The sequence below is a fragment of the Streptomyces sp. NPDC091282 genome, assembly GCF_044757385.1.
GTDB lineage: Bacteria > Actinomycetota > Actinomycetes > Streptomycetales > Streptomycetaceae > Streptomyces > Streptomyces gramineus.
The window spans coordinates 22,993-49,313 of sequence record NZ_JBIVUX010000002.1 but is presented as its reverse complement, the minus strand read 5'-3'; the positions used below and the strand labels follow the sequence as shown (position 1 = coordinate 49,313).

General features: G+C 67.5%; 14 protein-coding genes and 2 pseudogenes. 8 read left to right on the top strand and 8 right to left on the bottom strand.

The window, feature by feature from the left end:
* Nucleotides 1-8 precede the first annotated feature (8 nt).
* Both ACIQOE_RS07260 and ACIQOE_RS07255 read left to right on the top strand, forming a co-directional pair.
* Nucleotides 9-518, top strand: coding sequence for a GNAT family N-acetyltransferase (locus ACIQOE_RS07260; RefSeq protein ID WP_365568545.1), 510 nt, complete (start codon nt 9-11; stop codon nt 516-518).
* 14 nt (nt 519-532) lie between these two features.
* The gene (locus ACIQOE_RS07255) at nt 533-1,078 is read left to right on the top strand and encodes a hypothetical protein (RefSeq protein ID WP_401410198.1); all 546 of its coding nucleotides are present in this window, start codon (nt 533-535) and stop codon (nt 1,076-1,078) included.
* A gap of 1 nt (nt 1,079) precedes the next feature.
* Here the strand turns inward: ACIQOE_RS07255 and ACIQOE_RS07250 are convergent, their stop codons facing one another.
* The 3 genes from ACIQOE_RS07250 to ACIQOE_RS07240 form a co-directional block, all read right to left on the bottom strand.
* Entirely contained in the window at nt 1,080-1,373 is a 294-nt protein-coding gene (locus ACIQOE_RS07250) for a winged helix-turn-helix domain-containing protein (RefSeq protein WP_401410196.1), read from the bottom strand.
* Nucleotides 1,374-1,661: 288 nt separating this feature from the next.
* The gene (locus ACIQOE_RS07245; RefSeq protein ID WP_401410194.1) at nt 1,662-2,078 is read right to left on the bottom strand and encodes a hypothetical protein; all 417 of its coding nucleotides are present in this window, start codon (nt 2,076-2,078) and stop codon (nt 1,662-1,664) included.
* A gap of 205 nt (nt 2,079-2,283) precedes the next feature.
* The gene (locus ACIQOE_RS07240) at nt 2,284-5,538 is read right to left on the bottom strand and encodes a hypothetical protein (protein ID WP_401410192.1); all 3,255 of its coding nucleotides are present in this window, start codon (nt 5,536-5,538) and stop codon (nt 2,284-2,286) included.
* Between the two features lie 1,034 nt (nt 5,539-6,572).
* On the opposite strand from ACIQOE_RS07240, the gene ACIQOE_RS07235 reads away from it, so the two are divergent.
* Nucleotides 6,573-7,295: an SMI1/KNR4 family protein gene (locus ACIQOE_RS07235; RefSeq protein ID WP_401410190.1), complete on the top strand. Its 723-nt coding sequence runs from the start codon at nt 6,573-6,575 to the stop codon at nt 7,293-7,295.
* A gap of 23 nt (nt 7,296-7,318) precedes the next feature.
* Here the strand turns inward: ACIQOE_RS07235 and ACIQOE_RS07230 are convergent.
* Nucleotides 7,319-8,554 (bottom strand): annotated as a pseudogene (locus ACIQOE_RS07230) (IS110 family transposase).
* 402 nt (nt 8,555-8,956) lie between these two features.
* Between ACIQOE_RS07230 and ACIQOE_RS07225 the strand changes: the two are divergent.
* From ACIQOE_RS07225 to ACIQOE_RS07210, 4 genes and pseudogenes are all read left to right on the top strand, one after another.
* A pseudogene (locus ACIQOE_RS07225) lies at nt 8,957-9,659 on the top strand (DUF317 domain-containing protein); the annotation flags it as partial.
* A gap of 30 nt (nt 9,660-9,689) precedes the next feature.
* On the top strand, nt 9,690-10,178 hold the full coding sequence (locus tag ACIQOE_RS07220) for a hypothetical protein (RefSeq protein WP_401410188.1): 489 nt from the start codon (nt 9,690-9,692) through the stop codon (nt 10,176-10,178).
* Between the two features lie 842 nt (nt 10,179-11,020).
* Nucleotides 11,021-18,742 carry a DUF6531 domain-containing protein gene (locus tag ACIQOE_RS07215; RefSeq protein ID WP_401410186.1) on the top strand — a complete coding sequence of 2,574 codons (7,722 nt, stop codon included), beginning with the start codon at nt 11,021-11,023 and terminating at the stop codon, nt 18,740-18,742.
* A gap of 51 nt (nt 18,743-18,793) precedes the next feature.
* A complete protein-coding gene (locus tag ACIQOE_RS07210) occupies nt 18,794-19,186 on the top strand; it encodes a hypothetical protein (protein ID WP_401410184.1) in 393 nt (130 codons plus the stop codon).
* A gap of 419 nt (nt 19,187-19,605) precedes the next feature.
* On the opposite strand, the gene ACIQOE_RS07205 is transcribed toward ACIQOE_RS07210, so the two are convergent.
* The 4 genes from ACIQOE_RS07205 to ACIQOE_RS07190 all read right to left on the bottom strand — a co-directional run bounded on the left by ACIQOE_RS07205 (nt 19,606) and on the right by ACIQOE_RS07190 (nt 25,530).
* Nucleotides 19,606-20,109, bottom strand: coding sequence for a hypothetical protein (locus ACIQOE_RS07205; protein ID WP_401410182.1), 504 nt, complete (start codon nt 20,107-20,109; stop codon nt 19,606-19,608).
* The gene (locus ACIQOE_RS07200) at nt 20,106-22,280 is read right to left on the bottom strand and encodes a hypothetical protein (RefSeq protein ID WP_401410180.1); all 2,175 of its coding nucleotides are present in this window, start codon (nt 22,278-22,280) and stop codon (nt 20,106-20,108) included. The genes ACIQOE_RS07205 and ACIQOE_RS07200 overlap by 4 nt, the downstream gene beginning before the upstream one ends.
* Complete coding sequence (locus ACIQOE_RS07195; RefSeq protein ID WP_401410178.1) at nt 22,277-23,929, bottom strand: hypothetical protein; 1,653 nt, start codon at nt 23,927-23,929, stop codon at nt 22,277-22,279. The genes ACIQOE_RS07200 and ACIQOE_RS07195 overlap by 4 nt, the downstream gene beginning before the upstream one ends.
* A gap of 140 nt (nt 23,930-24,069) precedes the next feature.
* Complete coding sequence (locus tag ACIQOE_RS07190; RefSeq protein WP_401411590.1) at nt 24,070-25,530, bottom strand: integrase; 1,461 nt, start codon at nt 25,528-25,530, stop codon at nt 24,070-24,072.
* Between ACIQOE_RS07190 and ACIQOE_RS07185 the strand changes: the two genes are divergently transcribed.
* Nucleotides 25,490-26,320, top strand: coding sequence for a DUF317 domain-containing protein (locus ACIQOE_RS07185; protein ID WP_401410176.1), 831 nt, complete (start codon nt 25,490-25,492; stop codon nt 26,318-26,320). The two genes, ACIQOE_RS07190 and ACIQOE_RS07185, sit on opposite strands and share 41 nt — an antisense overlap.
* Nucleotide 26,321 lies beyond the last annotated feature (1 nt).

The following is a 26,321-nucleotide window of genomic DNA, read 5'->3' as shown; positions in this document are numbered from 1 at the left end:
CAACACAGATGCTGCTACGTGATGTTGAGTACGGCGACGTCGACGCCTACGTCCGGATGCGATGCGACCCGGTCATGATGGCTGAGCTGGGTGGGCCGCTGCCTCGCGAGGGCATGGAGGCGAAGGTCCAACGTGATGTTCAACGGGTGGCAGCGGACACCGACTGGACAAAGATGATCGTGCCCGATGAGGCCGAGCTGGACGTGGTCGCGGGAACCGTGACCTTGTGGGCCCATGACGCAGACGGCGAGCGCATCTCCGAAATCGGCTGGATGGTGCTGCCGGAGTACCAGGGACGGGGACTCGGGAAGCAGGGCGTCCGCACGCTGCTTGAGCTGGCCCGCGACGACGGCCGGTGGGGGCTGATACACGCATTCCCCGCAACAACCAACGCTGCGTCCAACGGCATCTGTCGCACCCTCGGCTTCCGATTCCTGGGCAAGCAAGACGTGCCCTTCGCCGGTCGAGTCCTGCACACCAACCACTGGGCTATCGACCCTCGCACCGACCTGACCTGAAACAGGTCCGCAGCATGCCGGGGCCCACACGGAGTCCCGGCGGCAGGGCATTCAGAGAGTTCCAATACCCGACTCCACCATTAAAGATCTCCCCCAAGACACTGGCCACGGCGTACAGCGAAGCCGGCTACTTCGCCCGGAACGTACGCACCATCGAGGTCCGCGTCGACCGCGACGCCGTCGCCTCCGGCCGGGCGGCCACCGGAGAACCCTGGCAGTACTACGACCTGGGCCACGGCTGGTGCACCTACTCCTTCTTCGAACAGTGCCAACACCGCATGGCCTGCGCCCGTTGCGACTTCTACACCCCCAAGGGATCGAGCAAGGCGCAACTTCTCGAAGCCAGAGAGAACCTGCAGCGCATGCTTGCCTCAATCCCGCTGACGGAGGACGAACGGGCCGCCGTCGACGACGGCCATGCCGCCATTGACGCGCTCCTCGACCGACTCACCGACACCCCCACGCCCGCAGGGCCGACGCCACGTGAACTGGGCATCCCCGCCACCGTCACCATGCTGCCGATCGTGGAAGTCCGCCAGGGTAACGGGAATCAACCGTGACCTACCCTCCTCGCCGGCATGGATTCCGCCCGCAGCGGCCCTTTACCCGCGGCCACACCTCGGCGTTCCACACCTCGATCGCCTCGTCGTCGCGTTCGATCGCTTGCTGCACGGGCACCTGCGCGGGCCAGCCGTGCCGCCGCAACAGCTTCCACACGCCCTGGACCAAGTACCCGACGCGGAACATCCGCTCGATCAGCAGCGTGACCCGCTTCAGCGCCCCGCCCTGAAACTCGTCGTCCCAGCCGTGCGCGAGCGGACCCCGCTCCAGCCGCTCCCACTGCTCAGGGCTCACCCATTCCACCGAGGCCGGCCCCTTCGAGCGCAGGGGGGAGCGACTGCACAGTTCTCCTCCCACTCCCGCCGCCAGCGCCGCACCGGCTGTGGCGTCACCCGAGGCTCCCTCGCGACCGCCTCGGATTTCGCAGCACGAGCAAACCGCTCGGCCGCCTCAAGACGCACCCGCTCCCACTTCTCCTGCTCTCTGGGTGTCAGCCCTCCCTCATGCGCGTAACGCATGACGGCGTGGTACCGCAGCGATCAAGAAGCGCCACGGGTCACCGGCTCTACGAGTTCAACCTGATTACTCACCGGTGCTCGGGTCGGTGGGGGTGGAGTCGTCGATGGTCCAGGTCTTGCCCTTGCACACGGGCGGGCCGTAGTCGTACCGCTTGCCTGAGGTGGCTCCGATGGCGATGAGGCTGACGCCTTTACTGCAGTTGTTGCTGTACAGGCCGGGGATATTGTTGATGTCGGGGCCGGAATCCTTTCCCGGTCCGACACCCATCAGCTGACGCACGTCAGGTTTGGAACCGGTGGGCGAGGAGACGCTCGTATAAAGTCTGAGTGCTTCGGATGTCTTGTTGTCGACGGTGAATACTGCTCCTGGCTGGCATCCCGTGGCGCCGAGCAGGACGACGGCAGTGCCGCTAATAGCGAGCAGCGTCCGGCGCCATCTAGGGTGGCCACGCGAGTCCGACTTGGTTTCCGGCGTTTTCATTTCAACTCCTTGAATAGATAGTGTGCGTCTGATCTGCATGTCCGCGCGTTGGTTCACGCTGCTCGCCCGGCCCTGGGCGGAGCTGCCGGATCCGGTTCCGGGGAGGGTGTGTGATGGGGCTACCGACCGGCCGGGGTGCCGTGGGGGGTAAAACGTACGGCACCCGGCCAGCCGGAGTGCCAGTCTTAGGGCTGGCGGTGCGTTCTCAGGGTGCGGGAACGGTGGTGAGGAAGAGGGACGATCCGGAGTCGGTCATGGTGTTGTCGACGCCGTGGCTGGTGCCGGTGATGTCGGGTGAGTAGTTGTTGGTTTCGTTGTGGGCCCAGTCGCTGATGGGCGTGCCGCCGACGTCGAGATGGTGGAAGGCGGTGCCGTCCCAGCCGAACTCGAAGATGCGGTGTGGCTCGCTGTAGAAGGTGACGATGGGTCCGGCGACGTCGTTGTCGAGGCGTTTGGTCATGGTGTTGTTGAAGAAGACGTTGCGGTAGCCGGAGGACCCGGACCATTTGACGGCCTTCTGGCCGGCGGCCCACCAGATCGGGTACCAGTCGGAGTCGTCGGTGCCTCCGCCGCCTTCCTCACCGCAGTTGACGGTGCAGTTCGCGGAGCGGTGGGCGTAGGGCACGTGGACGGTGTTGAGTTCGAAGAGGTTGTTGCGTTCGTACCCGCCGTGCAGGTTGAGGTCGGAGTCGAGGTCGTTACCGATGGCGACGTTTCCGCTGGCGGACCACTGGAAGGTGAAGTGGCGCAGGTTGCGGGAGATGTTTCCGGCGTAGACGGAGTCCCAGACGCGGGAGCCTCGGAAGTAGCCCCGGCCGCCCTTGCCCTTGTTCCAGGCGCCGTCGAGGTAGTTGCCGGTGACGGTGAGGTTCTTGGCCTCTTCGGTGACGATGGGGTGGGAGCCGGTCATCTCGGTGTGGATGCCGTGCACCCAGCCGTTGACGGCCCACTTGAACAGGATGCCGTTCATCGCGCCGGCCGGGTCCATGTTGCCGTAGTTGTGGGTGGCGTCGCCGCGCTTCAGGTTCGGCTCGTCCTGAGTGAGGTAGAAGTTCTCGAAGCCCACGCCCAGGACGGGATCGACCAGCGGGGAGGCTTTGGAGTCGAAGGTCGTGCCGCCGATCTGGGCGGAGCCGTCGGAGATGGAGGTGACGGGGACGTCGTACTCCAGGGGCTTGTCCACCGTGATGATCTTGTTGGTGGAGTCGACCGCGGTGATGGCGAAGATCTGCTGGCGCATATGCAGGTTGAGCAGCGGCCACTGGGTGCCGGTGGCGTTCATGCTCTCGTAGAACTTGACGCTGTTGGCCGCGCGGATGTTGACGTACCCGCCGACCTTGAGGTTGGTCAGGCTGGCGTTGGTGGCGAGGTAGACCTTGGTGTCGCCGGTGCGGGCGGCGAAGCCGGTGTCGCCGGGCTTGTCCCGCAGTTTCACGCCGACCTTCCAGTGCACGTTGACGGTGCCTTCGAAGAGGTCCTTGCGGTTGGCGGGGGCTGCCGCGTACTCGGTGGCGTAGGCGGAGTTGATCGCGCGGGACTGGACGCGGAACAGGGCGCGGCCGGGCCAGATCCAGCCGCCGGAGGCAGAACCGGAGGTCATGGCGTCCTGGTCCCAGTCGGTGCCGTCGGCGGTGATCGTGTCGTAGCGGGTGTTGGCGTCCGGCGCGAAGTGGATGGCCGTGCCGGTGTTCGGGTCCGCTCCAGACCCGCGGATGACCAGGTAGTCCGCGTCGACGTAGATCTGGTGGGAGACGTTGATGACGCCGACGGGCAGCGTGATCCGGCTGAGCTTGGTGTAAGAGGCCGAGGGCGAGCAGTTGGCCTTGATGGAGTCGATGGCGTTCTGCAGCCCGGCGGTGTCGTCGACGCCGTCGTCGGGGACCACCCCGTACTGCGTGGCGAGCTCGTCCGCGGTGATCTCACAGCTGGCGTCCGAGTTCATGTCCGCAGCCGTCGGCAAACCCGCCCCGCTGCGGTAGCCCGCCTTGGACCAGTCGTACAGGCCCGCAACAGCGCCGCGCCGGTTGGCGGTGGACAGGTCCAACTGGTTGAAGGAGGTGAGCTTGGCCTGCCAGGAGACCGTCTCCGTGTCACCCTTGGCCGCAGTGGAGTCCGCGTTGAAGTCCGTGCGGGTCAGGACGAGCGTCTCGATGAACCGGGCGTCGTCGACAGGCACGGAGATGGTGCCGCTGTCGGGCCTGTCGAGCTGGGTGACGGTCGGGTACTGGATCCCGCCGGAAAAGGACGCGCGGGGCCACTTGATGAGCGCTGCGCTCACCTCCGCGGGCACCTGGACCGTCAGCAGACCCAGCTGGCCCGAGGCACCCGTGTCCTTCGGGACGAGATCCGCGTACAGCGTTCCGCCCGGCTGCAGGCTCGCGGTCTGGGTACCGGTACTCGCCGCCGAGCCGGACCACGCCAGATCGTACGTCTCGTGCGCGGGCCGTGCCGGGCCGTAGGTGTCCGAGCCTGCGCTGTTCAGCGCGTCCCGCCAGGCGGTGCCCGCTTCGGCAGTCGTGTAGCCGCCCACCGTCACATTGGCGCCCTTGCCCGAGTTGGCCTGCTGCGACCACGTCGTGCCAGGGGCGGAGAGCCGGTAGTTCGCGATGGCGAAACCCATCAATTCCTCGTGCAGATCAAGGCCATATCCGGCAAAGACCGTGCTGACCGCATCGAGTGGCAAGACGTCGTGCTCGCTGATGGTCTCCCACGTCTTGCGGACTGCGTCCGGCGTCCCCGCCCGCTCGCTCAGATACTCCGCGAGGGGGAACTCGCCGTACTGCCGGGAGGCCGACAGCCCGTCCCAGGCATTGAGCGCGCGCCCTGGTGCTTCGAGGAAGTCATCGAGGGCACCGAGGTAGTAGGACCGCTGCGCTGCCTGGTACTGGCTCTCGGAACTCCAGAAGCCGTTCGACGACCAGCCCGGGTCGTAGGACAGCGGCCAGTACGGGTCTCGCGTGTAGGTCTGTCCGGTGGCCCACTGGGCGGTGGACTCCATCCACCAGTTCAGCGAGGCGAAGTCTCCCTGGAACCACTGGGTGGCCGCATCCCATATGAAGCCGCTCGTCGAGAGGTACTGGTACTGGAACGCGTGGAACAGCTCATGCCGCACGAGAGCGTCGTAGTGTCTCGGGTCCTGCGGCATCCAGATCGAGGGCTGCTCCCCCGGGCCGACCGGGAGAGTGAAGCCGGCCGCGTCGCTGCTGGTGTCGTGGGCCACATCGCCCACGAAGATGGTGACGCGACCGTCCGGCTCTCGGTATCCCAGGCCGGGGATGGTGACCGAGCCGACCTGCTCGCCGGATGTGTAGATGGCGTACGCCTCCTCTGCGGCATTCGCCATTTCCACGATCGCGGTCGGCACGCCGTTGGCGCCACTGGACTCCGGCAGTCCCTGATTGTGGTTGTAGAGAAGGGCGAAGTGCTCGGTGGCGTAGAGGCAGTAGTAGGGGTGCGACACGAACAAGGTGCCCGTGTCGAAGTAGGACTGGCTGCTGCACCCAGGATCACTGCTCGTGCTCGTCCCGGAGACGGACGACAGCAACACGCGCGAGCCGGCCGACGAAGCAGCGGCCGAGTTGAGGGAACTCTTCTTCGCCGTGGAGCGCGGCGTGATGGGCGCATAGTTGGGGTGTACGTTGGTGACACGGACGGGACGCTGCAGTGACGCCTGGATCCGCTTGGCCCACAATCGAGTTTTGGGAGACGCGTTACGGGCCTGCTGAAACAGGTACGTCAGGTACAGGGGCGCGATCTCCTGGAACGATGCCGACGTACGCCACGTTTTCGGGACGGCAGTCGGGTCGAAAACCGAGTTGATGCCATAACGCACCATCTGGTCCACCGTGAGCTGATGCTTGCGCCAGCCACGGACGACCTTCTCTCGCGAACCGAAGTCCGGGACACGGGATGCCGCCTTCCTGGCCGCCCGTATCTGCGCCTTGCTCGGCTTTACCTCGTGAAAAGGTCGACGCGCCGAGGAGCGGGACTGGTCACTTGCCTTTGTCGTTGCCGGTGACACGGATGCAGCCTCGGACGGCGGCGCTGCGCCCACGCACGCTAGGAGCCCACCCGCGACTCCAGCAACTACCCAGGTTCTCCACCGACTTAACAAACCTTGCATCATACAAAGAATCCCTTCTGATCTTGAGCAGACGAACGAGAAGGGATCTTCGCACTGTTCACAACAACCTCACAAGATCAGATTGGTTAACATGCGTCACGAGGTCGTTACGGACAGTTGACTCCGAGAAACGACTGGGGGGATCGGGCGCGGACGCCCGCGCGGAGCAGGACGTCCGTCGACGTGGCCGTCCCGCCCTACTCGTCGCAGCCTTGACAATTTTGATTCCACATAATCGGCAACGGCTACGTCAGCGCTCCCGACAGCAAGACATCTCATGTCGTTGGCGGGTCAAGTTGAGCCGTCGGCGATTGGGGGTGGGGCCTCCAGCGGCTCGCCGCGCGGTTACAGAAGGCGGTAGCGTCCTCGACATGCTGGACGGTCCTGATGTAGCTGTGGCTCTGCGAAGCGGGGTGCGTACCCGCTCCGATGCGTGGGAGTTCCTGCGCTGGTTCGCCGACGCCTGGATGGGCCGTCCACTGGATCCGGAAGACGGCGTCACCGCACACGAGTTGGCGGTCGTAGAGGCCGATCTGGGATTCGAGCTGCCTGCCGCCTTGAGTGAGGGGTACGCGCTCTTCGGCCGCCGGGACGACATGACCCGGCAGCAGGACCCTCTGGTCAAGCCATCCGGCCTCTATGTCAATGACGCCCTGGGCGGCGTCCTCGTCTACCGGCGTGAGAACCAGGACTGCGCTTCCTGGGGAATCCCGCTGGCTCAGATCGAGCAGGACGATCCCCCGGTGGTGGTGGAATCGCATCAGGGGTGGATTCCCTTTCTCGACCAAATGTCCCTGGCGTGGGTGGAGCTGGTGCTGGGCGAGTCGCTCTTTGCGCCGGACAACCTCTATGACGCCTGCGAGCTGCCCGACACACTGATGCCGGATCTTTACGCCCGCTATGCCCGGGTCGGCCTGCCCGACCATCCGATGTGGGCGAGCGAGGACGGCTCGCCGGTCCGCTGGTACGCGGCTCCTGGCCGGTTGGTGCGCCGGGACGGCCTTCAGGACCAGTCGTGGATCCATGCGCGTGGGCGCACGATTTCCGATCTTGAGACCGTCCGTGAAGAGCTCCCAGGCCCCTGGGTCGGCTGAAGTCACGCCGCTACCGGCGCGGGTCATGCGGCGAGCGCGAGGGAGTGCGCGAACGCCAGTGCGGGATCGTAGAGGGTACGGGTCTTCAGGCAGTGGTAGAGTCACCCGAGGAGCTTGTTGAACAGGTTCCGCAGGGCTGCGGTGTGCCGTTCGCCGGTGGCGCGTCGGCCGTCGTAGTGCTCACGGGGTTCGTGCGAGCGCAGGGCGGCGAAGGCCCACATGTAGCCGGCTGAGGCCAGGCGTTGGTTCTTGACGGCCCTGGCGACCACGACTCGGCTGCGGCCGGAGGCACGGGTCACCGGGGCGGCGCCGACGTATGCCTTCAATGCCCGGGCGTCGGCGAACCGCTCCCGGTCGTCGCCGATCTCGGCAAGGACCCGGGCCCCGGACGTCACCGACAGCCCTGGGAAGCTGGTGATGATCTCCGAGTCCGGGTGGGCAAGGAACGCCTCCTCGACAGCCGTTGCGAGGTCGTCGACGCTCCGGCAGGTCGCGTCGAGCTGCTGGATGAGGGCCCGGGCCTGCCTGCCCATGGCCTGTTCGACCTGCGGCAGGTGGTGCAGGCAGTCCCTGCGGAAGATCTCCCGGAGTCGTTCGACCTCGGTGTCGATCCCGCGTCGGAGCCGTCCGGCGCGGTTGAGCAGTGCACGCAACTGGCTGCGGGTGAGCCGGGCGGCAGCAGCCGGAGTGGGCGCCGCGGCCAGGACTACCCGGGCGTGGTTGGAGTCGAGGCCCAGCGTGCCGGCACCGTGGAAGGCGTGGAGGGCGGCGGGGAAGTACTCGCGCAGGTGGGAGCGGAGTCTGTTGACCATCTGGGTCTTGTCCCAGATCGCGTCCTGGTGGGCTCGGGCCAGGGCTGCCACGGCTTGGACGAGTTCACTGTCGGCGGGCAGCGGCCGGTGGGCGGCCATGTCCGTACGGAGGATGTTGGCCAGCACGCGGGCATCGGCGGCATCCGACTTGGCCCGGGCGACGCTGCTGCGGTCGCGGTAGCGCGCGGCGGCCAGCGGGTTGATCGCGTAGACCTTCCGCCCGGTGGCCCGCAGACCGACCACCAGCAGGCCACGCGGAGTCTCGATCGCTACCGGTATGGGCTCTTCGGAGCTGTCGCCGTGGCGGGCCAGCAGCTCCAGCAGGGCGTTGAAGCCGGCGCTGTCGTCGCTGATCCTCAGCTTGGCCAGTTGGGCGCCGTCCTGGTCCACCAGCGCGATGTCGTGGTGGTTCTCGGCCCAGTCGATGCCGCAGAAGATCCTGCTCAACCTCGTTCTCCTTGCGCGTTGCGTCGTTGTGCTGGTCGGCTCCGTGCGGAGCACGCGGCGCTCTAATAGAAGTGCTCGGGGCACGCCATCTCATGAGCCGTTCGTGTCTCCAGCGACCGGCAGGGACCTCGGTCTGCTGGAGAGCTCAGGGCTCGCGAACTTCTGAGAGGTCGGCCCCTGTCGGCGGGCTGAGGACGTGAAACCGGGCTGACTACCGCCGGGCGGGGCGCGGTCTTGCTGAAGGGATCGCATCCCCGGATCCACCTTGGGCCTCCGCCTGGCGTCGTCGTGAGGAGGAGCCGGTCTGACCCGAGGGATCACAGTCCCGGAACGGGGGCGGGCTTCCACCTCACACAGCAGGCCCTTGCGCTTCCGTGCTCGGGCTCACTGCCGAGCTATTAGATCCGCCTGGGCTACCTCCCCGAAGGCGAGGACGACGGGCTCTATCGCATCAGCGCCTACCGCGATCCGTTCGGGTCGCCGGCCTGGGGCGTCTGCTTCAACGACCGCGTCCCCACTGAGTTCGTCCAGGCGTTCACCACCGCTCTCGCCACGGTCTACGAGCAGGGGCCGGATGCCTACCTCGCCCGGCCGGTCTCCGGGATCGACGACCATGACCCATGACCCCTTCCTCGCGGTCGTACCCCTGCTGAAACAAGGATGGGAGATCGACCGCCCCCGCTGGGGCGTCTTCGCCACCCAGGCCCCGGACAACCTCGCCGGCCTTGAGTTCACCACCGGCGACCTCGACCCGGGAACTGAACTCACGACACTCGATGCCCGTTGGCAACTGTGGGCGGGTAAGTCCTCTGAACGGCCCGTCTGGTACGCCACGGCCAGCACCGACACCCCCGTCGCACTGCTCATCGCCGTCACCCAGTGCGTCGCCGATCCGGCTCCGCTGCCCCGGTGGCGCGACGACACCTGCAGCTACATCAAAGGCATGGCCCATCTCACCCCGATTATTGCGCCCGGCCCGCCAGCCCCGACACCGCTTGACGTGCAGCGCCCCGTCGTATCCCGCCGCCCTGCCGCGCTGCCCGCTGTCAGCGTCCCGCGCTGGAGCACCTCCAGCCGACCGGCCCTGCCCGGCCCCCGCCGCTGACAGTGCCCACCCCCTTACCGGAGATCCTTCTTGCTTCTGCAGGCCCCGGAGTTCTTCGCCGAGCTGTGCCTCCCCTTCCCCGACCACACGGTGGTGGGCAACACCTACTTCGCCCTCCCAGCCACCGGCGGGCAGTTGCGGCTGCGGATCGATTTCACCGGCACCATCCAAGCCGACACCTACGGCGGGTTGCGCGTGGCGGTGGTCCATCCGGACCGCGGCGAGATCGACGCGGTGGCGCTCAGCTTCCTTGACCACGGAACCTTCCACCGCAGGGACGAAGCCACCAACACCTCTCCGAACACGCACGGTTACGGCGTGATCCACAAGTATCACCCTCCGGACGAGCCACCGTGGGCTGGAGCCGTCACCACCGGACTGCGTGACGCCATCGAGCGGTACACCGCCGTCTGGTTCCCCGGCGCCTGGAACACATCCACCCCGGGCCGCGCCGCAGGTCCCACTGCGCAACCGGCGCCCACCGCGCCGGCCACCTGCAACGGCACCCGTGCCCGCTAAGCCGGGCCCCACCGCAAACCCAGCCGTTCCGCACCCTTCAGCAGGAGCCCTGCCGTGACGACCCACCCCTTCGAGAACCTCGACCCGGCTCAGCGCGTGCAGGTTCTGCCCCGCCATTTCTGTGTCAACTCCGCCCGTGTTGCTTTCACTGCGCGAACTGCGGTGATGCGTTGGTGTTCAGCCGACTCGACGGCGAGCCGACGTTGTCGCTCAGCGCTCACTGTCTGAGATCTGAGCCTGCCTGCCCTTGGGGGGCCCTGTTCTGCCGCGGCATCGGAAGAACCTGTGCAGACGGGACCAGCAGGACGCTTGAGGAGGAGTTCTGGTGCGCTCGATGGTGCTCGTCGTGTCCCTCTGCGCCAGGTCGAGCAGGGTGAACCCTGAAGGCGCGGGAGGGCAGGAGGGTGCACCGACGTGCGACGTGCCAGCGGCGATCGTCATTTCAGGACGGCACTCGCCGTAACTCGCTGTAATGCGGGGTGCGTCACGGACGAGCTGCCTGCCGTTCGCGACAAGCTGCTCACCAGCATCGCGGCCAAGTCCACCGCCAGATCACGTGGCTGCCTGTACTGGCGATAGCACCGACCGTTTGTGAGAAGGGTTACAGAATCAGGATCGAGTGACGTGCGCCACTCGCGGAGTCCGGAGGTGTCGACTCGCGATCGCCTTTAGCGTCACTTTGTTAATGTATGACCTCTTCAATTGAAAACCCGTCAGTTCATGGTTGTTGCGTGGATGCCCTTTGGGTCTTCTGTGAACAAGTAAGGGTGTAGTAAGAATCTTCCTGTTGCTCGCGTTGGGGGAGGCGGCACGGCCTCCGCTGCTTCGGAGGGGGCGTCAGGATGTCTGGCAGAGCGTCTCGATGGTGGTCATGGAGATCGCGTTGGGTGACGGTACTTGTCGGTGTCCTGGCGCTTGCGCTGGGGTTGGGGGTACTGACGGCTCCGCCCGTGTGGGCTGCGTCGCCGCACATCACCTCTGGCGGTGTGGCGCTGGACGGTGCGACGGTGAGTTCGCCGTTCACCGCGGATCTGTCCGACGCTGACGGTGTCAGTGGTGACGTGACATGGCTGCTGGACGACGCCTACGCGGGTAAGGACAGCACCGCGCCGTACCAGTGGACGGTGACGACGACCGCCGGTTCGCACAAGCTGAAGGCCCGCTGGGTGACCGGCTCCACGACGACCTCGGTGACGGCGACGTTCACGGTGGGTACGGCGGCGCCGGTGCCGTATCTGTCGTCGAACGGTACGAAGCTGGACGGGGCGACGCTCACTTCGCCGTTCACGGCGGACATCTCGGACGCGGACGTGGTGACCGGTGAGGTCACCTGGTTGCTGGACGACGCCTACGCGGGTAAGGACAGCACCGCGCCGTACCAGTGGACGGTGACGGCGACCGCCGGTTCGCACAAGCTCAAGGCCCGCTGGGTCACCGACGCTTCCACCGGGGCGACAGCGTCGGTGACCGCGGACTTCACCGTCACTGCGAGTCCGTATCTGACCTCGGGTGGTGCGGCGCTGGACGGTGCGTCGGTGACGTCGCCGTTCACCGCTGAGGTGGCCAACGCGAGCACGGTCAGTGGTGATGTGACGTGGCTGCTGGATGACGCGTACGCGGGCAAGGACACGGCGGCGCCGTATCAGTGGGCGGTGACGACGACAGATGGGTCGCACAAGCTGAAGGCCCGCTGGGTCACCAACACGTCGACGGGGGCGACCGCGGAGACGCTCGCGGTGTTCACGGTCGGTACGCCGGTGGCATGGTCGCCGCCGAAGCCGGTGTACGAGGAGCCGGCTCCGGCGTTGAAGAGTCTGTGGACGACGGCGGACAACCGGCGTGCCCCGGTGGACGGTCTGTACGACTGGTCGAAGGCGGGGTTCGGTGGCGGAACGATCCTGCCCACCGACGCCAACGTCCGTCCCGAGGACACCTGCCGGATCTCCGCCGCCGAACTGAGGGACGACTACGGGGTGGTGCCGGACGACGGCGCCGATGACACCGACGGCCTGCAGCGCGCCGTCGACCACATCAAGTCGGCGTGTTCTCCGGACGGTGACTACACCAAGGAGAGCCGGATCCTGCTGCCGGCCGGCACCCTGAACATCACGCACGAGCTGAGCCTGGATGCCGACTACCTGATCCTGCGTGGCGCGGGTTCGGGGACCAAGGGCACGCACCTGGTCTACCGTCCTAACGCCGACACCCGCTACGACACCATCACCGCGGACCACACGCGGTGGGACCAGGACGCGATGACGTCGGGGGATGCCTCCGGCGGCTGGATCTGGCCGGGCCGGGGCATGTTCCGGGTGCAGTCCCGGGCGGTGGCCGACAAGTACGCCGCCCAGTACGCGGCGGCGCCCGCGAACCGCAAGGACCTGTTCGAGGGCACGGTCAACGACCACTGGATCAACGGCCTCACCCTGCGCTCCAAGCCCGGGGACACCGGCTATGCGGCCCGCAAGGGCGACAAGACGATCTACCTGGCCTCCGACGCGTCGTTCGACAACCTGAAGGTCGGCGGCCTGGTCAATGTGATGGCCGCGAACTCGATGAAGTTCTACGAGGAGATGAAGGCGGTCCCCACCGACTTCGACCTTGAGAACGAGCACATGCGGCAGCAGGTGTTCATGGTCACCTCCGGCGATCCGCTGGAGAAGACGATCAAGCTGGACAAGCCGCTGGAGTACGACCTCCCGCTGAACTCCACCTCGGACGGCTCCGATCCGATCGACGGCAAGGTCTTCGACTCGAAGGTCACCCCGCTGGTCGACGCCGTGGTCGGGGTGGGGATCGAGAACCTGTCGTTCACCCAGGACATGCCGAACCTGGACAAGGCGCAGGCTTCGCACAACTACGGCAACATGGACCCGTCCGCGGCGATGCACGGCATCGTCTTCAAGTGGGCCGCGAACTCCTGGGTCAAGGGCGTCAAGGCGGAGATGACCGGGTCGCACCCGATCGTCACCGAGGTCGCCTCCAACCTGTCCATCGTCGACAACACCCTCGACGGCTCGTGGAACAAGGGCAAGGGCGGCAACGGCTACTTCCGCGGCTCCCGCGTCTGGGACTCCCTGTATGCCGGCAACACCACCCGTAACCTGCGGCACTTCACCTTCCAGTGGTCCGCGTCCGGTAACGTCGCGATCGGCAACAGCTTCGACTCCGACCTCAACCTGCACGGCGGCTACGAGCGCAACAACCTTTTCGAACTGAACGAGGTGTCCGTCCCCTACGCCCACCGCTCCTCCAACTGCGACACGAACTGCGGGGATGAGGGTGGGAGCGATCCGGACGACTCCGACTGGTATCCGATCTGGTGGGCCGCGGGCAAGAAGGCGGTGAAGTGGTCCGGGTCCTCCGGGCCCGGCAACACTTTCCACAACAACCATCTGCGTAAACAGCTCGGCGACGACACCCAGCTGTATACCGAGTACAAGCCGTACAGCAGCCGTACCAAGGTCTACCGTTTCGGCTCCGGCGGGGACGACTTCCACCACCTCGACCAGGGCGGCACTGCGATCGCCGACTGGGCGCACAACGAGGAGAAGGACTACACCGGCGGGCACGGAGTCGACGACTCCAAGACCTTCACCGGCCGCTCGGTCTTCCTCAAGTCCATCAGCCTCACCGGCTACGGCGGCCCGCACCCCCAGCCGCTCAAGCGCACCTGGGGCTGCTCGTGCTGGGACGGGCGGGGCATGGTCAACACCCGTCTGGCCGCCGACCCCGTCAACACCGGCACCGGCACGCTGACCGAGAACTTCACCGACCTGTCCCTGGCCGGCCCCGGCCGGTCGCTGAGCTGGGACCGTACCTACAACAGCCTCGATTCGACCGACGGGCCGTTCGGACAGGGCTGGACGTTCGCCTACAACGCGACCGTCTCGATGGTCGAGGACGGCGGCACGTACACGTTCCGCAACGGCACCGGCGGTCAGACCAACTTCACGAAGAACGCCGACGGCACCTACACCCCGCAGGACCCGGGCGTCACCGCGACCATGGCCGACCGCAGCGGAGGCGGCTGGCAGCTGACCAACCTCGCGGGCGACCGGCTGCTCTTCGACAGCGCCGGCCGTCTGGTCAAGGACGTCGACGACCAGGACCACGGCGTCACCCTCACCTACGCCGGTGGCCGCCTGGACACGCTGACCGACACCCTCGGCCAGACCTTCACCGTCACCTGGGGCACCACCGGCGCGGAGTCCGGGCACATCACCGGGGTCACCGCCTCCGACGGTCACACGGTCTCCTACATCTACGACCTGTCTGCGGGCGCGAACCGGCTGATGGCCGTGCGCGGCGTCGACGGCAAGACCACCCGCTACTCCTACGACCAGGCCACCGGCTACCTGAACGGCATCACCGATCCCGAGGGCCACGTCAGCGCGCAGACGGTCTACGACCCCGACACCGGGCGGGTCACCCAGCAGACCGACGCGGCCGGCGGGGTGTGGAAGTTCGCCTGGGACCCGGACACCGAGACCGCCACGATCACCGACCCGGCCGGCACCGTCACCCAGGACATCTACCAGGGCAACGTGCTGGTCTCCCAGATCGACGCCAACGGCCGCTCCACGGACGTCTACTACGACGACGACAACCAGGTCATCGCCGAGAACACCACCGGCCAGCAGCTCACCAGGAACGAGTACGACGACCGCGGCAACCTCACCCGCAGCTACCTGCCCACCACGGCCGACGACACCGACCCGCCGTCCGAGTCCTGGACCTACGACGACGACAACCGCGTCCTTTCCCACACCGACGCCCTCGACCACACCACCTCCTACGCCTACGACTCCCAGGGCCGTCTGACCACGACCACCTATCCCGACGACACCACCACCAAGCTCACCTACACCGCCCTCGGCCAGGTGGAGACCAGCACCGACCAGCTGGAGCGCACCACCCGGTTCGAGTACAACGCCGCAGGCGACCTGACCCGGGCGACCAGCCCCGGCGGCGCGGTGACGACCTACACCTACGACGCCTCGCACAACAAGCTCAGCGAGACCAGCCCGCGCGGCAACGTCGAGGGGGCGAGCGCGGCGGAGCGGGAGAAGTACACCACCCACTGGACGTACGACGACTTCGGCCGCGTCCTGACCACCACGGACCCGCTGGACCGCACCACCACCAACATCTACGACAGCCTCGGGAACCTGAAGTCGATCACCGCACCGGACGGCGGAGTCACCGAGTACGCGTACGACGGCGACGGCAACGTCACCGACGAGACCGCCCCCGGCGACCGCGTCACCCACTACGAGTACGACTCCGCGGGCCGGGAGACCGCCGTCACCGCCCCCGACGGCGCGAAGACCACCAGCGACTACGACCCGGTCACCGGCTACCTGACCGCCACCACCGTCCCCGCGGGCAACGTAGACGGTGCGGACGCCGAGACCAAGCGCCGCAACACCACCACCTACGTCTACGACGCCGCCGGCCGCCAGACACAGACCCGCGTCGTCGACCCCAACGCCCCCACCCGCTACCTGGCCACGGTCACCGCCTACGACGCCCAGGGCCGGGCCACCTCGGTCACCGGCCCGGACGGCTCCATCACCCGCACCAGCTACGACGTCCTCGGCCGGGCCGTGAAGACCACCGGCCCCACCGGCACGGTCACCACCACCGACTACGACGACATGGGCCGCACCCACAGCCAGACGGCCGGCGGCACCACCATCACCTCCGAATACACCAAAACAGGCCAGCTGAAGTCCACGAAGACCGCCTCCGGCGCCCTGACCACCTACGGTTACGACACCGACGGGCGCCTGAAGACAGTCACCGACCCGCGCGGCAATGTCGAGGGCGCGGACCCGGCCGACTACACCACCACCTACGGCTACGACGCCGACGGCAACCGCACCGACGTCACCGACCCGCTCCAGCGGACCGTCCACACCGACTACGACGGTGCCGGGCAGAGCGTCAAGGTCACCGACCCGGACTCCAACGCCACCGTCTACGGCCACGACGACGCCGGCAACGTCGACCAGGTCACCACCGCCACGAACGCGGTGACCAAGTACCACTACAACATCCGCGGCCAGCTGGAGACGGTCACCACCCCCCGCGGACATCAGTACGGCTACACCTACGATCCGGCCGGACGGATCAAGACCAGCACCACCCCCGAGGGCCGCACCACCTCCTACACCTACACCGCCAACGGCCAGCCCGACACCGTCACCCTGCCCCAGGGCAGCATCAGCTACCACTACGACACCCTCGGCCGCACCACCAAGACCGACTACAGCGACACCGCCACCCCCGACACCACCTACACCTACGACAAGGCCGGCCGCCCCACCCAGGTCAGCGACGGCACCACAACTGCCGAGTACACCTACGACAAGGCCGGCCGCACCACGGGCATCACCCGCGGCAACGACGACTTCGTCTACGACTGGGACACCGACGGCCGCCTGACCAAACGCACCCTGCCCGACGGCCGCACCGAGGCGTACACCTACGACGACGACGCCCGACTAGACACGACCACGCTGCACGGCGGCTCACTCGCCTCCGACACCACCCTCACCTACGGCTACGACGCGGCAGGCGAGCTAAAGACCACCAGCCGCAGCGACGGACCCACCACCAGCCGCGACTACGACCCGGCCGGCGAACTCACCAGACTCACCCACAGCCTGGGCAGCACCACGCTGGTCGAGCAGAGCGTCGCCTGGAACCGGACCGGCGCCCCCGAACGCGTCACCACGACCCGCGGCGACAAAACGACCACCGCCCTGTACAGCTACGACGGCACCGGAGCCGTCGCCGGCATCTGCCTGCCGGCCTCGGGCACCACCTGCACCGCGGACTCCCCGTCCACTACCTACAGCTACGACGAGGACGGCAACCGCTCCACCACCATCACCGCCAACCAGGGCGGCGGCGACAAGACCACCACCTACCTCTACGACAAGGACGACCGCCCCACCACCGAAACCACCGGAAGCGCTACCACCACCTACACCTACGACGACAACGGCAACCTCGCCCGGCAGGTCTCCGCGGCAGGCACCCGTTCCTTCACCTACCGCCTCGACGGCAACCTCACCGCCGCCACCCTCGAAGACGGCCGCGCCGTCGGCTACACCTACGACGAGTCCGGCAACCGCACCAGCCGAACCCTCGCCGGCGCCCAAGACGCCACTTGGACCTGGGACACCTTCGGCGGCCTGGCCACCCGCCTCGACGAGACCGGCGCGGCCGGCACCACCACCCACCAGTGGTGGACCGACCCGACCGACTCCCTCGGCACCGCCACCCTCGACACTGCCGGCACCACCAGCCCCACCTGGCTGCTGGGCGACTACCAGGGCACGATCACCGACACCGCTGGCACCACCGGCCTGACCGGCACCGCCACCTACGACCCCTACGGCGACCCCCTCACCACCCCCACCGGCACCTTCACCGCCAACCCCCTGCGCTTCCACGGCCAGTACCTCGACACCACCACCGGCCTGTACGACATCCGCGCACGCGACTACACCAGCGCCACCGGCCGCTTCACCACCCCCGACCCCCAGCCCGCAGCGGCAGGCAGCGCCTTCACCGACACCTACCACTACGGTTACAACCGCCCGACCACCCTCACCGACCCCTCCGGCCAGTGCGCCATCCTCTGCAGCATGGCCATCGGCGCGGTCGTAGGTGCCGTAGTCGGCGGCGTCGACTACGCCATCAACGGCGGCAGCTTCTGGGGCAAGGTCGGCACCGGAGCCGTCATCGGCGCAGCCGTCGGCGCAGGCGCCGGCTGGATCGCAGGCGCCGGATGGGGAGTCGGCGCCACCATCGCCGCCGACGCCGCCCTCGAAGGCTTCGGCAACCTCGCCTACGGCTGGGCCACCAGCGGCGGCAACTACAGCTTCTCCCAGGGCGCCCGCGACTTCGCCACCGGCGCAGCCTTCAGCGGCGCAGCCCGCGTCACCGCCAACACCCTCCGCGGGTTCCGCCCACTCATCGACCCCGCCATCGCCCGAGCCAAAGCCTGGCTCGCCAAGAACACCGTCGGCCACCTCCCCGCAGCACTCCGCGGCAAATACGCCTGCGCCGACGGGCCGTCCGACACATCCGCCGGCACCGCACGGAGGAGCGGCAAGGGGTCCGCAGGCGGAGGCGCCGGCAAGGCCAGCGCCGACGTACTTCTCGGCCGTCAAATCCCCTATAATAGCGAAGATCTCAGCAACTACGCCTTCCAGGTCCGGGTTGGCACAGGCGTCAGCGACCTCCGAAATGTGGCGGTAGCCTTGCTCAAGTCGGGCAAGAAGGTGTATGGCGTAAGCAAGGGGAAAGGATTCCACTCGGAGGATGACATTCTCGCGAAACTGGAGAGGGATAACATCGATCCATCCGAAGTCGTCGCCCTCTACAGTGATCGGCAACCGTGCCAGGTATGCGCGCCCAAGCTGATGAGTGCCCTGAACTCCAAAGTGGATATCACCTGGGCGGTACCGTGGGGGAGTAATCCTTCAGCGAATCGCGTTTCGGATGACATGCTCTCAGAAATGATCAGCCAGCACCGGCGCCGTTAGTTCCCGCAGAGCGAGGCGCGTACTTCTCGCAGTCAATGTTAGGGTAGGGGCATGGATGAGATCCGCCCCTACCCTCGCCCCCCCGAGCTCGATCAATTGGCAGAATCCATCACCCGGCAACTCCAAGACGCTGGAATCCCCTCATCTCTCAATGGAGGCGACGGGGCGGGCGGCGCAACCGTCGAGGTTGATGTAGACGAAGACGGCCCTGGTGGTGTACACGTCTCCTGGAAGACATCCAAGCACCTCCGTGATAATGTTTGGGCCCTCATTCAGCAAGGTGAATCGAGTTCCCCTCTCGTTCAGCACTATGGTGTCGTGAACAGTGCCATGCGGGACGCGATTCTGGAGATTCTCCTGTCTTCGGGTTTCAGTGCCAGCACTAGCGATGACTCTGATCTCTCGCCCTTCACTGTGTATGTGGAACTTCCCTCCACTCGTTGAACCTCTTTAACTCTCAGTATTGACACGTCGGTGATTTAGCGTGCCTTCGTGTACTCCGGGGCGTGGTGAATCCCGTGGCGTGTACTGGAGGCACTTCTGTCTGCCCCGACGTGAGCTTGAACCGGTCCAGAACATTGGAGAGGTTCGTTCCAACCAAAACTGAGGCTTTCTGTGATGCCAGTGAGCTCACAGGTCAGCATGCTGACCCTCGCCTTCCTGGAACTGCTACCACCCGGCCGTCAGCGGGGAGAGAGGCGAGACCATGGAGATGGTGCCCGAATGCTGCGTCTACCAGGTTGGTTGGCCAAGTTTGACGCAAGCTACGTGCTCTCGTCGTGTTCCTATTTTTTAGGGAGCCGCGACGCCATGTGACTCCGGCGAAAATCTTGAATTCTGCGTGCAGGCCACGGTGAAGACGTTTATGGCTGGTGCGGCAGGACTCGTACCGCGGGTCTGCGGTCTGCTTGCCGTAGCTGCTCGTTCTCCAGTTCCAGGACCTGGGTGATCCGGACGAGCTGCTGTACTTGCGTGATGAGGCTGTCGCGCTCGCGGCGGACTTTGGCTGCCTGGTTCCGCAGGACGTCGCGCTGTTTCTGGAGAGCATGCAGGGCATGTGGCTGGTGGTCCTGCATGCGGATGAGGGCATAGAAGAGGTCTTTGAGGTTCGTGTGTTTGTGGGTCAGCTTGTTGCGTTTGAGTCCGGCCTCCTCGGCGAGGGCTTTTACGGTGAGCTTTCCGTCGGAGCGCAGTGGGACGCCGAGCAGGAGGCGGGTCATGGCGTCGGTGATGCACCGGACCTCGCCGGCGTCCGCGGGGGAGTGGGCCGTTGTGCAGGTGGCTGCTTCGGCCACGGTGCTGATCACTGATGCCATGCGCGCCGTGACGGCAGCGGCATCGTGGCCGGAGTCGGCCGGGCCGGTCATGACGTGGCCTGGCCGGGGGTGTGCCGGGAGTTCTCGTGCTGGCGGATCGTCTTCTCCAGGGTCTGGATGCGCTGGGCTTGCCGGCTGGCGATCGGCCCCGGGTTCAGGCCGTCCCCGAGTTCGTCCCGCAGTTCGTCCACCTCTCGTCGGGCGCGGGCGATGTGGGTGTCGGTGCGGGAGATGTTGCCGCAGGCCGAATCGCACCGGTCGACACTGGGAGTGCGCTGCGGGGTGTCCCGGCCTCGGCCGGGATCGCACAGTGCTTTGTAGGGGTCGTAGTTGCAGGTCAGCAGGGAGTCTGGGGTTTCGTAGAGCTGGAGTTGGAGGTCGTTGCCGAGGGCGCGGAGCTGGGTCCGGGTGGCGAATCCGCCGGCGTAGTGGGTCTCGAAGGTGCGGGTTGCGGTGATGTACCGGTCGGCGGCGGGGCCGCTAACGCCCTCGCCGGCGGCGAGGCGGTCGCTGGCTTCGGCGAGGGTGTCGGCCAGGGTGAGTTGTCGTTCGAAGTCGAGGACGGTGAGCATGTCCTGCTTGGTCCGGCCGCCGTACGCGGCGGCCAGGGTCTGACGGAGGTGGCCGTACTGGAGGCCGAGCGCGACGGGGCCGCCGGGCTGGCGGTAGATGAACCAGGCCACGGTGCGGCGGAATCGACGCATGCTGATGGGGCCGGCCGGATCGTCCGGGATCATCTCGTGAGCCCTTCCCAGGCTTTCGGCCAGGGAGTTGGCGAACGCGGAGAAGTAGGTGATGCGGTTGTTCGCCGTGTGCGTGGAGATGGCCGCCCCGCCGTGGGCCTGCTGGCGCGCGTGGGGATTGGCCGACAGGCTGCGGGGGAACAGGAGGTCCTCGGTCGAGAGGTCTTCGAGGACGGTGACGGCGCGGTGGACGAGTTCGATCACCGTCCACGGTTCGGGGCGGATCTCACCCGCGGGTTTTGTGGCGCCGTTGGCGTCGAGGACGTTCTTGAAGTGCCGGCCGGTCAGGGTGTGGCGGACGGTGCCGTCGGCCCGTTCCTCGCGCACGGCGCAGCCGCGTCGCAGGTGGAGGGCTTCGGCCGGCCGCATGCCCGACAGGTACGCGATGGTGATCATCGCTGCGGTGGCGAGGTGGACGGCGAACTGGACGGCATCGGCGTGGTCGATCGACTCGCGCCACGGTTTGCCGTCGATCCGGCCGGTGAGCCGGATGTCGAGTGGGGCACCGGGGGAGAAGCGGATGCCGTCCAGGAGGGCTGGCTCGCGCATCAGTAGGTTGTCGATGGTGGCCGGGGTGATCGCCAGCAGCCCCGCGAGGTAGGCGCGGGCCAGGGGAGGGCGTCGGTTTGTGTGCCGGTCGTAGGTGGCCCGCTGCACTCCCGCGTAGGTGGGGAACGCGCCGCCCGTCGCGCGCAGAGCGTGGCAGAAAGTGCGCAGCCGTTCGCTGCCCTCCGGTGTGGAGGTGGCAGCCGTGTTCGCCGCGAGGCGCCGCCACTCGCGCAGGCCGGTGGTGATGTCAGGGGCCAGGTCGGTGACCATCCGCAGCGACCACACCAGCAGCGGCGACATCGTCGCCGGGTGGATCACCGGAGTGTCACACTCGCCTTCCTCCAGGTCCTGTGTGTCGAAAAAGTCGCGGATTGCGGCGCCGTCGTCCTCCCACGGAGGGATCACCAGGCGGTCGCCGGCCGGGAGGAACGGGGCGTAGGCCCAGGCCCGGGTGAGCTCGAACAGTTGGCGCCGCTTCTGCCTCACCCCGCCGGCCGCCGTAACGACCTTCCGCGCGTACGCCTCCAGTACCTGCGCATCCGCGTCCTGGAGCCGGACGATGTTGTGCTCGGCGAGCCAGCGGGCAATGTCCCGCCAGGCCCGCAGCGTCTTGTGGAACGAGGAGGCCGACAGGACAGGCCGAGTCGCGGTGTAACCCCGTTCCATGAGGATGGCCGGGGCGGGCAGATGCAGCACCGCGTAGGCGGTCCGTTTGAGCGGTGCCCGCAGTGGCTCGGGGACGTCCCACCACGAGAACGTCCGGCTGGCAGCGGTGTCGAGGTGGTCGAGGAAGGACAGTTGCCACACCTTGTCGCTCAACCTCGGCAGCACACTGGCCGGGGTGCCGGGCCGGACCCGCTGCGCGGGGAGGACCAGCGCGTCCGGTGGCGGGTCGACGAGCCGGTAGGCACGGTGCGGGGCAGTGGTCATGGGTCGAGCCTCCGAGCAAGCATCCGGTCGATCAGGTCCCGCTCGCGTGCGCCGAGCGCGCCCAGCAGCGCCGCCCAGCGGGAGCTGTCGGCGTGGCGGCCGAGGAGGTCACCGACCCGGGCGTGATGGGCAGCCCAGTCGGCGCTCCACACCGCGGGGCTGACAGCGGTCCGCAGCTGATCCAGGGCCTTGAACAGGTAGACGATCCGCGGCAGATGCCGGGCAGTGGCGATCGCGTTCGGGCAGGCGAAGCACAGCAGGAACGACACCGCGCACCGGCCGCCGGCGGACAGAGGACTGTGCTCGAAGTCCGCGCACGCCCCCACCGCGGTGTCCAGCAGACCTGCCAGAACCTCCTCGGCACGCTGCTGCGGGATCCCGGTCTCGGCGGCCAGCACCTCTGCGGTCACGGCCCCGGCGTCTGTGCCTGTGAGGAACCGCATGCGGACCTGCTCGTGAGCGGCGGCCACAGCCTTGTCCAGGCCGGCCGCGACGACGTCCCTGCCCGTGTCGATGACCGACTTGTCGCGCCGCAGGTAGAAGTCCTCGTGGACCCGCTGCGTGTTGTTGCGCGCTCCGGCGAACACCTGCACCGCATGCCGCAGCCGTCTCGCCGTCAGGTCGGTTGGCACAGCCGCGCCAGCCGCCCGCGACTGCGCCGCCCAGGAGGAGATCCGATCGCCGAGATAGACCGACCCGTCCGCGGTCTTCGGCCCTCCATTACCAGGCCCCCGGCGCCGGGTGACCAGCAGCAGATCGGTGGGCCGGCCCAGATGAGCGGCGCTGGCCCGGGCGGGTCCGGTCATCACCAGGACCTGCTGCATGGCCCAGCCAGGCGTGTGCTCCCCAGCATCGACCAGGTTGTTGCTGTTGTGCCGCCGGCGCGCCCCGCGCCTCGGCTTGTCGGTGTCCACCCGGTAGATCGCCGGAGTACCGCTGTCCTGGTCGGCGTTCGGCCACTGACCGGGAACCTTCATCTCCTGCAGCACCGACAAGTTCCACGCCTCGTGACAGACCAGCAGCACCGCCGCGGCCCCGATCTCGGCCTGGCTCGGGAACAGCGCCAGCAGACCCTGCGGTACACCTCCCGTACCGAACCGCTCACGCAGCACCCGATCCGCCCAGGACCTCGCCCGTCCGCACGGCTGGCGTGGCAGATCGCCGTGGCGGATCACGAAGTCCAGCACCTGCGCCCAACCCTCCTCCGCGTGGCCGGCATCCAGCTCACCAGACCGCCATCGCTCCAGGAGCCGGGCGTTGCCCTCGATGCGCAGCCGGGCCGCCCGCACCGTCCGCGCGGCGGCGTTCCGCACCTGATGGACCGTCTCCTTCGAGTACCCCTCTTTCACCGCTGCCCTGCGCCCGCTCCCCAGCCGGCGCATGGTCACCGCATACCGAGTTTCAGACGGCAGCCCGTCCAGCTCCAACAGCAACGACGACAGCCGCCGCCGTCCCAGGCTCGGCGCCAGCCACTCCTCCCACACCACCGGCGTGAGCTGCCCGACCCTCCGGACCGGACGCTCCCGGACCGCGATCTCCTTGAGGAACAGCTTCAGATCGTTGGCATGCGTCCGGCAGCTCAGCGCGCTCGTCCACCGCACCCGCGTGCATCGCGCGAACGCCGACACCAGCGCCTGCCGCAGCTGCACCGGGCCAGGGCACCCGGTGAAGTCGTATGTCCCCAGGTCCCGGCCGTCCTGGCCCACCGCTCTCACCACCAGCCCGGACCCGTCCACCACCTCCGGCCGCCGGTACCCCGCCGGGGGCTGTACCGCCGGCCTGCCCCGGCTCACGCGACATCCAGGACCAGGCCGGTCCGCTCCGCCAGCCGCGCCAGAACCTCACTGCTGCCCGGGTTGTCCACGTCCTCCAGCAGCGTCTCGATCTGCAGCCCCCGCACCGGCTCCAGATAAATTTCCCGTGTCGTTTCCTCCGACCGATGCCCCAGCAGGTCCTTCACCACCGTCCACACCGACCCGTACGCGTCCTCGTACAGCCGCCGCTGAGACGGACTCAGCCCAAGACGCTGGTCCAGGGCATGGTGCAACGACACCAGAACACGAAGCGCCATCGAATGCCGCAACATCTTCGGCGTCGCGAACACCTTCACCCCGACCCTCGCGCACCGCTCGCTTGCTCTCTCGAACGTCTTCGTCCAACTTCGGTACGCCATCGGCATCCCCGCCTCGGTCAGCCACAACATCGCCGGCTCCAGACCCTCCGGTCCCCGCACGAACATCCGCATCCGCTGCCCTGCCGTCAGCTCGTCCAGCGACCCCTCCCGCACCCGCCCGTCCGCCTCACTCCACCGCACCCGCCGCCCACGCCCGACCTCCTCAACGACCCTCCGGCCCACCATCCGTTCGTACAAACCGGCCTGCTGCGCCCGCCGCACCGAGACCCGACGGGTGGAAGCCCGGTACACCTCCGTCCCCCTCAAAGCGGAATGACTCACGTAATAAAAACGGCCCGCCCGCTTCGCCACCGCCCTGCCCACCCATCCCGCGTAGTACGAGCTCACGCCGGTCTCCGGCAACTCGACCAGGAGCACGGTCCCGGCCTCGCGCCGCCGCAGACCGCACGAGTACACGAAGTCCGCGAACGCCATGTCCCGGCCATCGTTACGCCCCGGCCAGTCCGGTCGCTCCAGACCATCCGGCCCGAGCCCGCCCAGTCCCACATCACGCCACAGCCGAAACGCCCGCGGCGTCAGCCACTTCACACACGACGTCCGCACATCCCCGGGAGCAAGCTCGGGCGATTCGACGACGCCCCTGCCCGGCAAGACCACCGGGCGGGTCACTACGGGCGACACGGCCACGAACTGCAGCTTCCTCGCGATTCCGTACAACAGTTGCAGCGCGGCGAGCTCCTTCTTCCACGTAGAGCCGGCGATCAGAGCCGGGTTCCCCTCACCCCGCAGCCGCCAGTCCTCCCAGTCCTCCAGGTCCACGCTTGTCGCCCGATCCCAGTTCCGCCCCCGGCGCCACAAGAAGGTGAAGAACACCCGAAAGCATGGCGCGTAGGTCGCCCAAGTCCCCTCCGCCTTGCCAGCGAACTCTCGGTGCCGCAACACCGCGCTCAACCTCGGATCAACCCGACCGTCCGGAGAAACCAGAATCGGCAGACCTTCCTGCAGCCCCAACGCTCGCTCCCGCGCGGCCAGATCGCCCCAATGACCGAGCGGACTCTCCGCCCCGGCATCCGGTGTGCCGCCATCACCTACCCAGAACAGCCGCCACTCGGCCACAACGGACACCCTTCATACGGCAACACAACGTGCAGCAACACGCGGACCGTACACAGAACGGCAGCTTGCCGGTCCCGGTGCCGTCGACCCTCGCACCGCGTGGAACTTTCCGTATGACGAGGGCTGGGCGTTCGCCCAGACCGATCACGGTCCGGCTGCCGCGTTCAGCCCGTGCCTGCGACTGCAGACCACCTACGACCCCCAGCCCGACAAGCGAGGCAAGGGCACGTGGATGATCACCGCGCACCGGGCCCCGTTCCTTGGTCCGGAGTGGCGGATCGCCTTCGACGTCACCACCCCCGTCGAGCTGATCCACGACGTCCACAGCGAACTGCTCGACCTCTACCTCGAAGACCGGCACAGCGACAAGGACTGGCTGTTCCACGCCGAGACGGCTCCGCAGGAGGCGTACACGCCGCTGCTCACCCGCGGCTGGAGCCACGATGTCAGGACCGACGGCACGCAGACCTTCCTCAGCCCGGACGGACTCGGCGGCGTGCGCCACCGTTACAACATCAGCGGCTCCAGCGGGCCGGCCTGGCGAGCCTGGGGCGGCCACCCAGACGAACCGCACTGGAAGGCGGACTTCTCCTTCCGGACGCCCACCACGTTCGTCGCTGCCTTCACCGCCTCGCTCATCTCCACCGAGCCAGTGCACCGTACCGTCCAGGACGTCCCCGTCCAGACCCGACGCGCCCTCTACATCGCCACCACGACCACGAAGCCCGCACACGGTAGGACGCCCGCCGTCCCGCCGCCTCCTGTCCCGGCCCCCGGCAGGACCCGCTGAC

Bases quoted from the DNA above. Each gene is read 5' to 3' on its own strand.
- ACIQOE_RS07260 (WP_365568545.1), top strand. From the start codon at position 9: ATGCTGCTACGTGATGTTGAGTACGGCGACGTCGACGCCTACGTCCGG.
- ACIQOE_RS07255 (WP_401410198.1), top strand. From the start codon at position 533: ATGCCGGGGCCCACACGGAGTCCCGGCGGCAGGGCATTCAGAGAGTTC.
- ACIQOE_RS07245 (WP_401410194.1), bottom strand. From the start codon at position 2,078: ATGAAAACGCCGGAAACCAAGTCGGACTCGCGTGGCCACCCTAGATGG.
- ACIQOE_RS07235 (WP_401410190.1), top strand. From the start codon at position 6,573: ATGCTGGACGGTCCTGATGTAGCTGTGGCTCTGCGAAGCGGGGTGCGT.
- ACIQOE_RS07215 (WP_401410186.1), top strand. From the start codon at position 11,021: ATGTCTGGCAGAGCGTCTCGATGGTGGTCATGGAGATCGCGTTGGGTG.
- ACIQOE_RS07210 (WP_401410184.1), top strand. From the start codon at position 18,794: ATGGATGAGATCCGCCCCTACCCTCGCCCCCCCGAGCTCGATCAATTG.
- ACIQOE_RS07205 (WP_401410182.1), bottom strand. From the start codon at position 20,109: ATGACCGGCCCGGCCGACTCCGGCCACGATGCCGCTGCCGTCACGGCG.
- ACIQOE_RS07200 (WP_401410180.1), bottom strand. From the start codon at position 22,280: ATGACCACTGCCCCGCACCGTGCCTACCGGCTCGTCGACCCGCCACCG.